This is a genomic window from Thalassococcus sp. S3, assembly GCF_004216475.1.
GTDB lineage: Bacteria > Pseudomonadota > Alphaproteobacteria > Rhodobacterales > Rhodobacteraceae.
This window is the reverse complement of sequence record NZ_CP022303.1, coordinates 4,654,208-4,667,827: the sequence shown is the minus strand read 5'-3', so window position 1 is coordinate 4,667,827 and position 13,620 is coordinate 4,654,208. Positions and strand designations below refer to the sequence as shown.

The 13,620-nt window shown below is 59.4% G+C and carries 12 protein-coding genes and 1 tRNA gene; 8 read left to right on the top strand and 5 right to left on the bottom strand.

Annotated elements, in window-relative coordinates; translation table 11 throughout:
- Positions 1–15: 15 nt before the first annotated feature.
- A complete protein-coding gene (gene mtaB, locus CFI11_RS22720) occupies positions 16–1,278 on the bottom strand; it encodes a tRNA (N(6)-L-threonylcarbamoyladenosine(37)-C(2))-methylthiotransferase MtaB (RefSeq protein WP_130409760.1) in 1,263 nt (420 codons plus the stop codon).
- Positions 1,275–2,108: a diaminopimelate epimerase gene (gene dapF / locus CFI11_RS22715; RefSeq protein ID WP_254448994.1), complete on the bottom strand. Its 834-nt coding sequence runs from the start codon at positions 2,106–2,108 to the stop codon at positions 1,275–1,277. The genes mtaB and dapF overlap by 4 nt, the downstream gene beginning before the upstream one ends.
- 201 nt (positions 2,109–2,309) lie before the next feature.
- Between dapF and CFI11_RS22710 the strand changes: the two genes are divergently transcribed.
- A tRNA-Lys gene (locus CFI11_RS22710) sits at positions 2,310–2,385 on the top strand.
- A gap of 24 nt (positions 2,386–2,409) precedes the next feature.
- On the opposite strand, the gene CFI11_RS22705 is transcribed toward CFI11_RS22710, so the two are convergent.
- The gene (locus CFI11_RS22705; RefSeq protein ID WP_130409759.1) at positions 2,410–3,090 is read right to left on the bottom strand and encodes a GntR family transcriptional regulator; all 681 of its coding nucleotides are present in this window, start codon (positions 3,088–3,090) and stop codon (positions 2,410–2,412) included.
- A gap of 307 nt (positions 3,091–3,397) precedes the next feature.
- On the opposite strand from CFI11_RS22705, the gene CFI11_RS22700 reads away from it, so the two are divergent.
- The 4 genes from CFI11_RS22700 (at position 3,398) to CFI11_RS22685 (ending at position 7,059) form a co-directional block, all read left to right on the top strand.
- Positions 3,398–4,381, top strand: a complete 984-nt coding sequence (locus CFI11_RS22700) for a TRAP transporter substrate-binding protein (protein WP_130409758.1) — start codon at positions 3,398–3,400, stop codon at positions 4,379–4,381.
- Positions 4,382–4,464: 83 nt separating this feature from the next.
- Entirely contained in the window at positions 4,465–4,959 is a 495-nt protein-coding gene (locus CFI11_RS22695; protein WP_130409757.1) for a TRAP transporter small permease, read from the top strand.
- Complete coding sequence (locus tag CFI11_RS22690) at positions 4,956–6,266, top strand: TRAP transporter large permease (protein WP_130409756.1); 1,311 nt, start codon at positions 4,956–4,958, stop codon at positions 6,264–6,266. Before CFI11_RS22695 ends, CFI11_RS22690 begins: the two co-directional genes overlap by 4 nt.
- A 49-nt stretch (positions 6,267–6,315) precedes the next feature.
- On the top strand, positions 6,316–7,059 hold the full coding sequence (locus CFI11_RS22685; protein WP_130409755.1) for an SDR family NAD(P)-dependent oxidoreductase: 744 nt from the start codon (positions 6,316–6,318) through the stop codon (positions 7,057–7,059).
- A 150-nt stretch (positions 7,060–7,209) separates the two neighbouring features.
- On the opposite strand, the gene CFI11_RS22680 is transcribed toward CFI11_RS22685, so the two are convergent.
- Positions 7,210–8,130, bottom strand: a complete 921-nt coding sequence (locus tag CFI11_RS22680) for a LysR family transcriptional regulator (protein ID WP_130409754.1) — start codon at positions 8,128–8,130, stop codon at positions 7,210–7,212.
- A 103-nt stretch (positions 8,131–8,233) separates the two neighbouring features.
- Here CFI11_RS22680 and CFI11_RS22675 point away from each other — a divergent pair, with 103 nt between their 5' ends.
- Both CFI11_RS22675 and CFI11_RS22670 read left to right on the top strand, forming a co-directional pair.
- On the top strand, positions 8,234–9,217 hold the full coding sequence (locus tag CFI11_RS22675; protein ID WP_130409753.1) for a sterol desaturase family protein: 984 nt from the start codon (positions 8,234–8,236) through the stop codon (positions 9,215–9,217).
- A gap of 490 nt (positions 9,218–9,707) precedes the next feature.
- A complete protein-coding gene (locus CFI11_RS22670; protein ID WP_130409752.1) occupies positions 9,708–10,673 on the top strand; it encodes a glycosyltransferase family 1 protein in 966 nt (321 codons plus the stop codon).
- On the opposite strand, the gene CFI11_RS22665 is transcribed toward CFI11_RS22670, so the two are convergent.
- A complete protein-coding gene (locus tag CFI11_RS22665; RefSeq protein ID WP_217358740.1) occupies positions 10,670–12,139 on the bottom strand; it encodes a radical SAM protein in 1,470 nt (489 codons plus the stop codon). The two genes, CFI11_RS22670 and CFI11_RS22665, sit on opposite strands and share 4 nt — an antisense overlap.
- A 284-nt stretch (positions 12,140–12,423) precedes the next feature.
- On the opposite strand from CFI11_RS22665, the gene CFI11_RS22660 reads away from it, so the two are divergent.
- Positions 12,424–13,512 carry a cyclic nucleotide-binding domain-containing protein gene (locus CFI11_RS22660; protein ID WP_130409750.1) on the top strand — a complete coding sequence of 363 codons (1,089 nt, stop codon included), beginning with the start codon at positions 12,424–12,426 and terminating at the stop codon, positions 13,510–13,512.
- Positions 13,513–13,620 lie beyond the last annotated feature (108 nt).

Sequence of the window (13,620 nt, the reverse complement as noted above, 5' to 3'; positions counted from 1 at the left end):
CAGGAAAAGAATATATCAAAATAAGCGCGCTGTGAGGCGCGTTCCGTCATAGCCGGTGGTGCGGAGCTGGACAATCTGCCCTTCCGGCTGCGGGTCTTTAACCGACACCTCTGCAAATTGTTCCGTGCGGCCCATATGAGGGTTTTCCATCAGCACGTTGTGGGTCCGGCCGATCTGAGCCTTCATATGTCGTTCGGTCCGGGCCGCGCCCGCCTTGCGAAGCCGGGCCGCACGATCCTTTATCGCCCGCCCATGCACCTGCGGCATGCGCGCCGCCGGTGTGCCGGGCCGGGGCGAATAGGGGAAGACATGCAGCCAGGTCAGATCACACTCATCGACAAGGCGCAGGGCGTTTTCGAACATCGCCTCTGTTTCGGTCGGAAAGCCTGCGATGATGTCCGCCCCGAATGTCATGTCGGGCCGCAGCCTGCGCGCCTCCTCGCAAAAGCGAATGGCGTCGTCTCGCAGATGACGGCGCTTCATCCGCTTCAGGATCAGGTCGTCGCCGTGCTGCAAGGACAGATGCAGGTGGGGCATCAGGCGCGGCTCGGTCGCGATGGCCTGCATCAGCGCATCGTCCACTTCGATCGAATCGATGGAGCTGATCCGCAGGCGGGGAAGATCGGGCACCAGCTTGAGGATGCGCAGCACCAGATCGCCAAGGCGCGGTTCTGCGGGCAGGTCCGCGCCCCAACTGGTGAGATCGACCCCCGTGAGGACCACTTCGTTATAGCCGCGATCGACAAGGCGCTTGATCTGATCGACCACGACGCCGGCGGGCACGGAGCGGGAATTGCCCCGGCCAAACGGAATGATGCAGAACGTACAGCGATGATCGCAGCCGTTCTGGACCTGAACATAGGCACGGGAGCGGGTGCCGAACCCGTCGATCAGATGCCCCGCCGTTTCGGTGACGGACATGATGTCGTCCACCTGAACGGCTTCGGTTTCACCGATGAAGTCCGCCGCCAGCCCGGCCCAGGTATCGGCCTGCATTTTTTCGGTATTGCCAATCACCGCATCCACTTCGTCCATGCTTGCGAAAGTGTCCGGTTCTGTCTGAGCGGCGCAGCCTGTTACGATAAGGCGCGCATCGGGATGATCGCGGCGCAGCTTGCGGATCTCTTGCCGAGCCTTCCGCACAGCCTCTGCCGTGACCGCGCAGGTATTGACGACAACCGCGTTGGAAAGGCCGGCCTCGGCGGAAAGTTCCTTCATCGCTTCGGTTTCATAGGCGTTGAGCCGGCAGCCGAGCGTCGTGAAGACAGGCGCTGTCATGACCAGGCCTCCAGAAACGCAGGGGTGAGTGTTCCAGAGAAGACATGCATCGTCGGGCCCGTCATCCAGACGCCAATGTCTGTCCAGTGGACGGAAAGCGCCCCACCGTCGAGATGCAAAGTGACCTGCCGGTCGGTCAGGCCACGGCGGGCCGCGGCCACGGCCACCGCGCAGGACGAAGAGCCGGACGCCAATGTGTGGCCCACACCGCGTTCCCATACCCGGACCCGCAGGCTGTTCGGACCGGTAAGAGAGACCACCTGAACATTGGTACGTTCGGGAAAGAATTCGTGTGTTTCATAGCGCTGACCGTATGCCTGAAGGTCTTCGGCCTCTGCGTTCTCGACAAAGAAGGTGCAATGGGGATTGCCCATACCCGTGGCCATCGGCGCGCCGTCTATGGGCAAGGCGTCGATATCCATGTCATGCGACAGGGGAATGTCCCGCCAGTCCAGCTGGGGCGCGCCCATGTTGACGGAGACGAGCCCGCCGCCGGCATCGACCGCCTCCAAGACGCCGCGATCCGTGGTCAGCCTGACCGCATCCCGTCCGGTTTCATCCATGAGATAGCGCGCCACGCATCGTGTCGCATTTCCACAGGCCGCGGACATTGATCCGTCCGCGTTGTAGAAGGTCAGATGCGCATCTTCCGCACCGTCCGAGATCGCGGCAAGCTGATCAAAGCCCACCCCCCGGTGCCGATCCGCGAGACCGGCCACAAGCCGTTCCGACACCGCAGGCGCCTGGCCACGTTGGTCAAGAACGACGAAGTCGTTTCCAAGCCCATGCATCTTCATGAAGGGCATCTGGGATGTCGGATCGGTTTCCATGACGCGCGTATACTTGGGCCACCCCTGTGAATCCAGTATGCCGCAGCGAAACTTGGGTTTTTGGACTTGACCGCCCCCTTTCGCTTTTCTAGATGGGTCACCTAGCCGGGCATGTTGAAAGACATGTTCAAACTGGCTCTGGCACGTTGGCTGCAGGTTTCCTGGCAGCAAAGCGAGAGCAGGATCCGGCTGAAACAGAGTGGGCCGTTAGCTCAGTTGGTAGAGCAACTGACTTTTAATCAGTGGGTCGCAGGTTCGAATCCTGCACGGCTCACCACTCTCTCAAAAACCCGCGATGCGGTCAGTCCTCGAAATAGCCGCGATGCGTCGTGTATATGGCGTCGATGATCGGATCGAGACGGCTCAAATGCCGGCGCAGAACCGTATCGGCCCCGCCCGGGTCATTACCGGCAATAGCGGCGACGAGGTCGGCGTGATCCTGATACAAGGTCTCCATCGCTTCGGCACTGGTCAGGGACAGCATGCAGAGCCTGTCGACCTGGGCTTTGTTCGCGGCAATCTGATCAAAGGCGGCCGGACGCCCAGCCGCCGCGCAAAGTAGGTTGTGAAAGTCGTAGTCGAGTTCGTGGAAGGCCTTTGTGTCGCCTGCGGAAATGGCCTCCCGCTGCGCTTTCAGGCTTTTGTTCAGTTTGAGGGCGATTGCCTGTTCGGACGACAAAGCGGCCTGACGAACGACCTCAAGCTCAATGGCCAGCCGCAGAAATCGCGCATCGGCAATCAAATCGCGGGAAAAGGGGCGCACGATCGTGGCGCGTTGGGGCCGGATCAGCAAAAGATTGAGGTTAGCCAGGCGCGTGAACGCCTCACGCACGGGCTGGCGCGAGTATCCGAACGATTTCGCGACGTCCGTCTCTGACATCTTGGTTCCGGGAAGCAGATCGAGGCTGACGATTCGCTCGTAAAGCGTCTCGAAGATATGATCCGTGCTGGTCGTGCGTTCTGCGATGTCGGTTACGGCCATTTCATGTCTTTCTGTTCGCCTTTGCCCCACTGTGCCAGAGATCGACAGCCTTAGCAGCCTGTTTTCTTGCATACTAGAAAGATCTCCCGGAATGCCCTGAAGCGAAGCTCAGACTCTATTTTGAAACATCCCATACATCCAAAATAATAAATGTTGACTAGTATACAAGTTTTGGGTTGTCATGCTCCAAACGAATTCCGACCTGTGCCCGAACGGGAGCACCTGACAGAGCCGGGATAACGGAAGACCCATGTCACGCCTGGGAGGGGCGACTGGCAGACAGGAAGAGCAAAACCGGGAGGACATTATGCTCAACTTTTCACTCAAGGCGGCCACCGTTGCCGCCGCGTTCGCCTGCGGCATGTCCGCGGTCGAGGCGCAAACCACGCTTAAAGGCGCCAGCATGTTCGACGAAGAGCACGCCTTTACCAAAACCCTTCGCGAGTTCGAACGCCTGGTCGGAGAGAAATACGATGGAGATGTGGATTTCGACCTGCGCCTGAATGGTGAGCTGGGCGTCGAGAGCGATTACGTCACCTACCTCAATCAGGGCGTTGCGGTGGATTACACGATTCTGGCGCCGTCGAACATGGCGGTGTTTTCCGAGTCCATTCCGCTGATGGACATGCCGTTTCTGTTCCGCGATCTGGACCACTGGAATGCGGTTCTGTCATCGGATGTTTTGGCCCCTCTTGAGGACGATCTGCGCGAGGCCGCGGGCATTGTCATTATCGGCTATCACGGCGGGGGCGTTCGCAACCTGGCCTCGGCCGAGCCGATCACCAACATGGAAGAGCTGGCAGGTCACAGGATGCGCGTTATGGGCGCGCCGATCCAGGCCCAGACCTTTGGCGCGGTGGGCGCGGCCCCGTCGGCCATCGCCTACAACGAGGTTTACAACGCGATCCAGACTGGCGTGATCGCGGGTTTCGAGAATGAGGCCGCGTCGATCCAAAACCTGAAATTCTACGAAGTGTCCCCGCACATCTCGCTGACGCAGCACACGATCACCGTGCGCCCCATCGTCATGTCGGCTAAGACGTTCGATGCGCTGCCGGAAGACTTGCAGGCGGCCGTAATGGAAGCCGGAGCCGAGGCGGGCGCCTTTGGCCGGGCGCTTGAAAGCAGCGCGGACGGCAAGATCCTTCAGGAAATGGCCGATGCCGGGCAGATTGTGATCCATGAGTTCGAGGGACGCGATCAGATGCTTGAGCTTGTGAAACCGGTCCAGGACACCTATGCGGCGGAACTGGATGCAACCGAGCTTCTGGCGGAAATCCGGGGTATGTGAGCAGTCAGAGGCGGGGCACCGGTGTTGTTCTGGTGCCCCGTCGTCCTGCTGATCTCGTGACTTTCGCGAGGGGAATTTCAAATATGATCGAACGGCTTCTCGACCGGTTCTGTGCCGGTCTTCGTCTCTCGCTGGGCGTGCTGATGGGTGTCCTGGCTGTCCCGGTCGCGATGCAGGTGATCTCTCGCTACACCGGGTTGATCCCCACATATCTTTGGACCGAGGAGCTTGCGACCTTCATCTTCATCTGGATCGTCATGATCGGATCGGTCGTGGCTGTCTGGGACGGAACGCATTTTGACGTCCGTGTTATGCCGGACGCGCGCTCCCCCTTGATGCGACTGGCGCAGAACGGGATCGTCCATCTCGCCATTCTGTTATTTGGTCTGATCTTCGCGGTTTACGGGATTGAATATGCCGAATTCGGCAGCAGACAGCGATCGGTCATGATGCGGGCGAACCTGCTTGTCACCCATGTGGCGCTGCCGATTGTGGGGACACTTTGGGCCATCCTGTCCGCCTTCAGGCTGATGCAATGCCTGCAGGACTACCGGCAGGCGCGGAGGCTGGCGAGATGATCCTCGATACAGCCACCGCAAGCCTGATGCTGGTCGCGGCCTTTCTGCTTCTTATCGTTATTCGAATACCGGTCGCGTTCGCGCTGGGGCTTGCCACCGTGCCGGTCGTGCTGATCGAGCTTAGGCTAACGCCGTTCATCGTGCTGGACCGGATGTTCCAGTCCTACAATTCCTTTATCCTGTTGGCCGTGCCGTTTTTCCTATTGGCCGCGAATCTGATGAATTCGGGCAAGGTCACGGACCGTCTGATCGAACTCGCCCGCGTGCTGACAGGCTGGATGCCGGGCGGGCTGGGGCATGTGAACGTGGCGGTCTCGATGCTCTTTGCCGGTATCTCGGGGTCGTCCACGGCGGATGCCGCCGGGATCGGCAAGATCCTGATCCCCGCCATGCAGCGAGAGGGATATGATACGCGTTTCGCCGTGGCGATCACGGCCTGTTCGTCAGTGATGGGCGTGATCATCCCGCCGTCGATCCTGATGATTGTCTGGGGCGGCGTGATGCAGATTTCGGTAGGCGCGCTCTTCCTGGGCGGAGCCATCCCCGGGCTGATGATCGGTCTGGCGTTGATCGCCACGGTATACGGGTTCGCCAAGCGGCGCGGCTATCCCGTCAACGCGGTACCGAATTGGAGCGAATTCTTCGCCGCATGGAAGGGCGCGGCCCTGGCGCTGCTGACCCCGATCTTCGTGATCGGCGGGATTGTCGGGGGTATCGTCACCCCGACCGAAAGCGCGATTATCGCTGCGGGCTATGCGCTGATCCTGGGCATGTTCGTCTATCGCACGGTGAAGCCAAGGGATCTGGGGCACATCCTTTATGACACCGCGCGCTTTGCGGCGATTTCCCTGTTCGCGATCGGCACGGCGACGGCTTTTGGCTGGCTTTTGTCCTTCTACAACGCGCCCCGCATGATCGTCGCGCTGCTGACGGCCTGGGAGTTTGGCCCATTCGGCACCGCGCTGGTCATCGCCGCGCTATTTCTGATCTTTGGACTTTTCATCGACGCGATCCCGACGATCATCATTTTGGGAACGGTGTTGATGCCGGTCGCACAGGCGGGGGGACTTGATCCGATTGCCTTTGCCATCATCGGGATCGTATCGCTGGCCTTTGGCCTTGTCACACCGCCCTATGGGCTCTGCCTTTTGATCGCCTCGGCCATCGGCGGGCTGAACGTTGTGCAGGTCTTGCGAGAGGTGGCCATCATCCTTGCCCCGATGCTGGCCATTCTGGTGCTTCTGGCCGCGCTCCCCGAGATCATCCTTTGGCTGCCGCGTCTGCTGATGCCCGCCGCCTTCCCCTAGCACCCGCATAAGGCAGGTCTGGCCTGCCGTGAAAAACAGGAGACTGATCATGAAACTCGCAGGCAAGACCGCCATCATCACCGGCGGAGGCCGGGACATAGGTGGGGCCGTGGCGCGGAAACTGGCCGCGGAAGGCGCGAACGTGGCGATCAATTACTATGCCAGTTCAAAGGGTGCCGATGCCGTTGTCACGGATATCGAAAAGGCCGGAGGCAATGCTATCGCACTGCAAGGCGATCTGAACGATCCCGAGGCCGTCGAGGCGCTGGTCGAAAAGACAATGGCAACCTTTGGCGGCGTTGACATTCTGGTCAACAATGCCGGCGGACTGATCGCACGAAAGACCATTGCCGAGATGGAACTTGAGCATTGGGACGCGGTGATGTCGTTGAACCTGACCAGCACGTTTCTGATGACAAAGGCCTGTCTGCAACACATGAAAACGGGTGCAATCGTCAATCTGGCCAGTCAGGCGGGACGCGATGGCGGAGGGCCGGGTGCCGTGGCCTACGCCACCGCAAAGGGCGCGGTGATGACCATGACACGGGGGCTGGCCAAGGAATTGGGCCCCGACATCCGCGTAAATGCGCTGTGTCCGGGCATGATCGATACGGATTTTCACAATATCCACACGCCGGATGCGGGCCGCCGGGGTTTTGAATCCAATGCGCCCCTCAAGCGTCAGGGCAACGTGGAAGATACGGCCAATCTGGTCCTGTTCCTTGCCTGCGAGGACAGCGCCTTTGTGACCGGAGCGAATATCGACATAAACGGGGGCATGCTGTTCTCGTGATCGCACATCTGCCGTTCAGACGGAAAAGCCTCTCACGCAGCAGGTGCCGACAGATCAGCCCCGGTTTGATAGTCGCGGCGTTCTGGTTCAGCGCCGCCGGGGCGATTGGCTCGCCGTAGACCTAGGGCAAACTGTGTTGCGCGCCGGCGTTTACCCGACGATGAACCTGTGCTCGGCGTCGTCGGCAAAAGCCGCTTTACACGCCGAGACGAAGTGCCGGACCAGCCGCCGCGGGCGTGTTTTGTCATAGCCCAGCGAGAGCGTGAGCGGCGGCAATGGATCGTAGATCGGCAGCGCCACAACTTCGGCGCCGCAATAGGTCTGGCGCGTCAGCGGGACCATGTTGAGGATCGCACAGCCGTGACCCGCCCCGACAAGACTGCGCACCATTTCCGTCGAAGTGGCATAGGCGACGATGGCCGCGTCCTGCCCCCGCATCTTGAGCAGGTTCTGGTAATAGGCCGTGGCGAGCGGCCGGTTCAGAACCACCATGGGCTCGCTTGCAAGCTCGCCCAGTGAAACCGACGCGTTCCGGGCCAGATCATGGGTCGGAGGCAGAAGGCAATAGGGCGGCGCCTCGGTCAGGACATCGAAATCCAGCGCTGGGCGGACGCGGTCGCTGACAAAAAGGATCACGTCATAGGTTCCGTCCAGCAGACCGTCCTGAGCTTTGTCATTGTCGCATTCGTCCAGATGGATATCGACATCGCCGCTGGACGGAACAAAGGAGGCCAGGACCTGCGGAAGAAACGCGGGTGCGACGGGTGCGTAATAGCCGATACGCAATGTGCCATGCAGCGCTTGTCTCAAGTCGGCACCCTCCGCCATGAGCGAGCGATGCTCCTCCAGCAGTCTTTCACACTTGCGCGCAATTGCGCGCCCATTCGCATTTGGCTGGATCCCGCGAGACCGCTGGCGGGTGACAAGGGTCAGGTCGAACGCATCTTCGATCTGGTCGATTGCCGCTGCCACGGCGGAGGCGGCAATGTTTAGTTCTGCAGCCGCCTTGGCGATGTTTCCATGCCGCACGGCGGTCGTGAAATACGCCATAGCCTTGAGTGAGACGGTCATCGCATCCTCTGAAATTCCGATTTAGTTGCACAGATAATAGCGTTTTTCAACGGAAGCTGCATCTGCGAAGCTGAAAAGGTCCTTAAATCCACGGAGGCCAAACATGTCGGATGCCCCATTGAAAGGCTGGAACCACACGCCCAACGTGCCTTTGGAAGTGTCACCGTTTTTCCGGTGGCCACCACGTCCGGTGGCCATGCTGGCCTGGATCTGGAATTCCTGGTTCCTGATCACCGAGCGATTGATCATCGTGGGCATCGCGTTTGTCTCGTTCCATTTCTTTCAGCCGCCGCTGGAGGAAACGAAAACCCTCGCCGTTGGCTGGATTGCCGAGCTGTTTATCCGCAACCTGATCCTCGTGACGCTGGTGGCCGGGGCGCTGCATCTTTATTTTTATACGTTCACCAAACAGGGCCAGAGGCTGAAATACGATCCGCGCCCGCTGATGAAGAACGGCCGACAATTTACTTTGGGCGGCCAAATTCGGGATAACATGTTCTGGACACTCGCCTCAGGCGTGCCGATCTGGACCTTTTACGAAGTTCTTGTCTTCTGGGCGATGTCAAATGGGTACGCGCCGTTGATGACTTTTGCCGAAAACCCGATCTGGTTCGTGGCGCTTTTCCTGCTTATCCCGATTTGGGAAAGCTTCTATTTCTACTGGATACACCGGTTTCTGCATATTCCGTTCTTCTATCGACATGTGCATGCCTTGCATCATCGGAACATAAACGTGGGTCCCTGGTCGGGCATGGCGATGCATCCGGTCGAACATTTGATCTTTCTTGGCTCGGTGCTGATCCATTTCGTGATCCCGTCAAACCCGGTGCACGTGCTTTATCATCTGCAGTATTACGTGCTGACCGCGGTGACGACACATACGGGGTTCGAGGGGCTTATGGTGAAAGACAAAAACCGGCTGCGGCTGGGCACCTTTCATCACCAGATGCATCACCGTTACTTCGAGTGTAACTATGGCTCGCTTGAGATCCCATGGGACAAACTTTTCGGGTCCTTCCACGACGGCACGCAAGCCGCCGATGAGCGGATCAAAGAGCGGCGAAAGCGGATGAGCGGGGCTGCTTGAGGTGGTGTTCGCCTTTGCGTGTGAATTGGCGATAACGACATGACCAGATGGGCGCAGAATAACCGTTTTGCTTGATCATCGTCCTCGGAGCTTTTGCAATCTGCCTGCTGTGAGCTCCGAGACGTGAAACGCGAATAGCGGTTCAAAGTTATCAGGATACCGTTTGAAGGGCTTGCACGGTCGGGCCGCTTGCGTTTCTTTCGTCGGGGTAAACCCATCGGGAGATCGTGGTGCGGGGTTATGAGTTCTCTGTCTCGTGGACAGGGTTAAGCCATTATTGCAAGATTTGTCTGTCTGGTTTGTCTCTGAGGAAAGGGCATTTCAAAGATGCGGTGCTGAGAGCCTTTGCCAGAAACATGGCAAAGCGCGCGGTCACTCATGCCAGCCCTTTCAAAGAGGGCGCGATCCGGTCTGAATTCCTGCGGGACATGGCGCGGTGACATCGGTCCTGTTCATAACTGATGCTTGGCGGCCTGACGTGAACGGCGTTATGCGAACGCTTGAGCATACGATCGACACTTTGTCTGAACAGGGGATCAGATCCGAGGTTATCAGCCCCTGCCAATTTCGAACGCTTCCCTGTCCGACATATCCGACAGTGCGTTTGTCACTGACCACGCGCCGCCGGATCATGTATATGATCGACGCGTCTGGTTGTGATCATGTGCATATCGCAACCGAAGGGCCCTTGGGGCTGCTGGCCGCGTCGGCCCTTAGGCGCCGGAAACGGCCGTTTACAACCAGCTATCACACGCGGTTTCCCGAATACATCGCCGCGCGGGCGCCTGTGCCGGTCAGGGCCACCTATGCCATTTTGCGGCGGTTTCACAATCATGGCGCGGGGTGCATGGTCGCCACCGGGAGTCTTCGGGATGATCTTGAGGCGAGGGGATTTCGAAATCTCATGACATGGCCACGCGGCGTGGATACCAGTCTTTTTCGCCCGAATTGCGGCTCGGACCCCTTCGCTGATCTGCCGCGCCCGATCTTTCTGAACGTCGGGCGGGTCGCGGTGGAAAAGAACCTGTCTGCCTTTTTGGCGCTGGACCTGCCGGGAAGCAAGGTCGTGGTCGGCGATGGACCGCAGCTTGCCCAGCTCCAGCGGGACTATCCCGATGTTCACTTTACCGGCGTCAAGACTGGCAAGGATCTGGCCCGTCATTATGCGGCGGCGGATGTCTTCGTCTTTCCGTCGCGCACCGATACGTTTGGCATGGTTCTTCTGGAGGCGCTCGCCTCCGGTCTTTCGGTTGCCGCCTACCCGGTGATGGGACCGCGTGACGTGATCCAGGACGGCGTGACAGGCGTCTTGTCCGACGATCTGCATGCCGCGGCGCTTGCGGCATTGGAACAGCGTCAGCCCGCCGCCTGCCGCGCCGCTGCAGAGCGTTGGAACTGGGCCGCCTGCACGTCGCGGTTTTTGCAAAACGTTCGGGTCGCCGAAGGCGGCGCCTAGACGACCTGGGCCAAGGGGGCGGTCCGCGCGGCCTCGAACGTGTCTGTCAGGGCGCCCTTGGCATCGGTAACCACCAAAGGTTCAAAATCGGCGCGGAACCGATCAGGCATATGGTGGATCGGCTGATAAGCCAGGCGCGGCCTGTCTGTCATCGCACAATAGGTCAGCTTTGGTTCGCGCCAGGATTGCCGCATCTGCGCCAGGCTGCCGACGCCGATGCGCGGGCCGAACCGGTGCAGGGGCCGCACGAGAGAGAGCAGCGTCGTTTCAATCGGCAGGTGCCTGCGCCAGTGCCAGGCATGCCGCACCACATGACGCGCCAGCGCCGTCCTACGGCCCTGCATCCTGAGCAGACGTTGAAAGAAGGGTACAACCTTTTCAACGGGGTCCTGCGGCCATTCGACCAGCTTTTGCCCATCCATGTCGCTGAGCAAGACGCCGGGCATGATCCGCTGCGACTGCACCGCCTCGTCAAACATGGGGGTTCCGGCGATCGGGATGGCAAGCGACGCCAGTGCTGGGAGCGGCATACGGTGATCGCTGATCAGTCGGTCCATCTGCGCGTCAACCTCCGCGATGGTCTGCCGAGCAAAATCAAAGATCAGCCCGTAGTCAAAGGCGATACCGTGCTCGGCGCAGGCCTGCGCGAGCGACAGGGGATCGGACGACAGGCTTTGTTTCTTGTTGAAGCCTTGCAAAATCTCGGGATCGAGGGATTCCACGCCAGAGAACAAGCCGATACAGCCATTCTTGGCGGCCAGCTCGAGGTTGGCGGGGCGTTTGAAGAAATCCCCGGTCACCAATGCGCCCCATCCCCGGAATTGGCCTGACCGCCAGCGTTCGCCCAGAAGTTCGACACGATGTTCATAGCTGCGCCGGTTGCTGCCGAAGAAGTTGTTGTCGAGCACCATCACGATGGGCACTTTGCCCATCGCGTCGAGCTGACGCGTGATCGACGCGTCGGAATGCGCGACATAGGCGCGATTTTCTCCGGTCAGGGAGCAGAAGGCACAGGCAAAATTGCAGTTTTTCGTGGTTTCGACAAAGCCAAGACCAAGTTTGGGCGCGGTCAGATCAAAGCGCGGCGCGCCGTCAAGCTGGACGGCATCGGGGCCGAGCGTGGCCTCGATCAAAGACGCGATCTCTTCCACATCGCCCATGCAGGCGTAGTCGAACACATCGGCGCAAATACCCGGCAGCGCCCTGGGGATCGGGCCGCCGATCACCGTGATCACGCGGGGATTGGCGTGCCGGCAATAGGCGGCAAGCTGACGGGCGCGGTCGAATGCGGCCGTCAGTCCGCTGATGACCACCATGTCGGGCCAGGCAAAGAGCGCGGGATCAAGCATGGCCCCATGAAAAGCCTCGTCCCAGACCCGCACCTCGCATTGCGTGGCGTCGAAATAGCCTGCCAACATATAGGGGGCCATCGCACGCGGCACAAAAAGCCGGGTGGGTGTGGCCATTCGCCAGGGGTCGAAATAAGCGTTGATGAGCAGGACGCGGTGTTTTCGACCATGTGTCATTCCAAAGCCCCCAGGTCTCAAACGCGCGAATTTCCGCCTATCACCGTGACGCAGACCTCGACTTTGTTCAACCCGCAACGGGGCGGGGAAATCGTGGACAATCGGCATCACCCCGGCCCAAGCGGCGTCTTCCAAGCCGTGCTAGGGACTTCGATATTGCCCGGCATTGGCAAAACTCCTTAGATCTGCGCCAACGAAGCAGTCCACGTGCAAAGGCCTTCAGCATGACACCAGTTATCCATCGTCATCTGTCTGGCGCGGAGGCTTTTCAGGCTCTCTCTCCCGAAGCTCTGGACGCGCTGGCGGCTGTATCCTCCGAAGCGGTCCTGTCTGCCGGAGAGGTGATGCTGCGCGAAGGGGATGCAGATACAGACCTGATCCTGATCCTGTCGGGCACGGCAAAAGCCTTTCGGACGGCGCCGGATGGCGATGAGATCGAGCTAAACGACATAGATGCAGGCGATTGCATCGGAGAGCTGGCCCTCTTTGATTCCGGTCGAAGAGCGGCGTCGGTCCGCGCGACGTCGGAAAGCCACATCCTGCGCATTCACGTTGACCGGTTGGACGATGACTCCGTTCTGACAGAGCTCAAAGGCACGCTGGCGACGACCGTGGTCCGCCGTGCCCGCATGTTGAGTGACGAGATGCTCAAAGGGATGCGCGCGCAACTTGAAGCCCGCACGCTGCAAAATCAGTTCGGCTATTTCCTGATCTTCACCATCGCGATCTTCATCATCTCAACCTCGCTCTTTTACCTGGTGGCCGAGGATTACGTCGAAGATGTCTACGATCCGGGTTTTTCATGGCAGACGGTGATCCTTTTTGCCATCCCGTCGATTTTTATCATTCGTGTCCTCAAAATTCCGCTGCGGGATCTTGGCATCAAGCGCGACGGGCTTTTCAAGTCGATCTGGCAAGCGGTTCTGTTTTGCGCGGTTCTGACCTCTCCGGTGATCGTCTATATGCTCTTTTTCGCGGAGCACACGCCCCCTGAAGAGCGTCCGGTGCAGATCACCTCCGCGTTCCTGCTGCAGTATTTTCTTCACACGGTTGTTCAGGAAATCGGCGCGCGCGGGCTTATTCAGGGTCTATTTGTGAAGTTTCTGGCCGATGAAAAAGGGCACCGTTCGGTTCTTTTGGCCAGCGCCATCTTTGCCTCGCTGCATGTCACCCTTGGGATCGATGCGGTGATCCTGACGTTTTTCGCCGGGATTTTGTTTGGCTATGCCTACCTCTATCAAAAGAACCTGGGGGGCGTGATCGTCATTCACTACTGGTTCGGTGTTCTGGCTGCACTTCTCGTCGCACTTTGATCGAAAATTGCGTCGTAAAGCCGGGCCAAACTCCATTTTTCGTTAGCTTGCTCGGCGGGTAAGCGATAGTCTGCTCATGGGCGGGTTAAAGGCGCTTTTGGCGTCGCT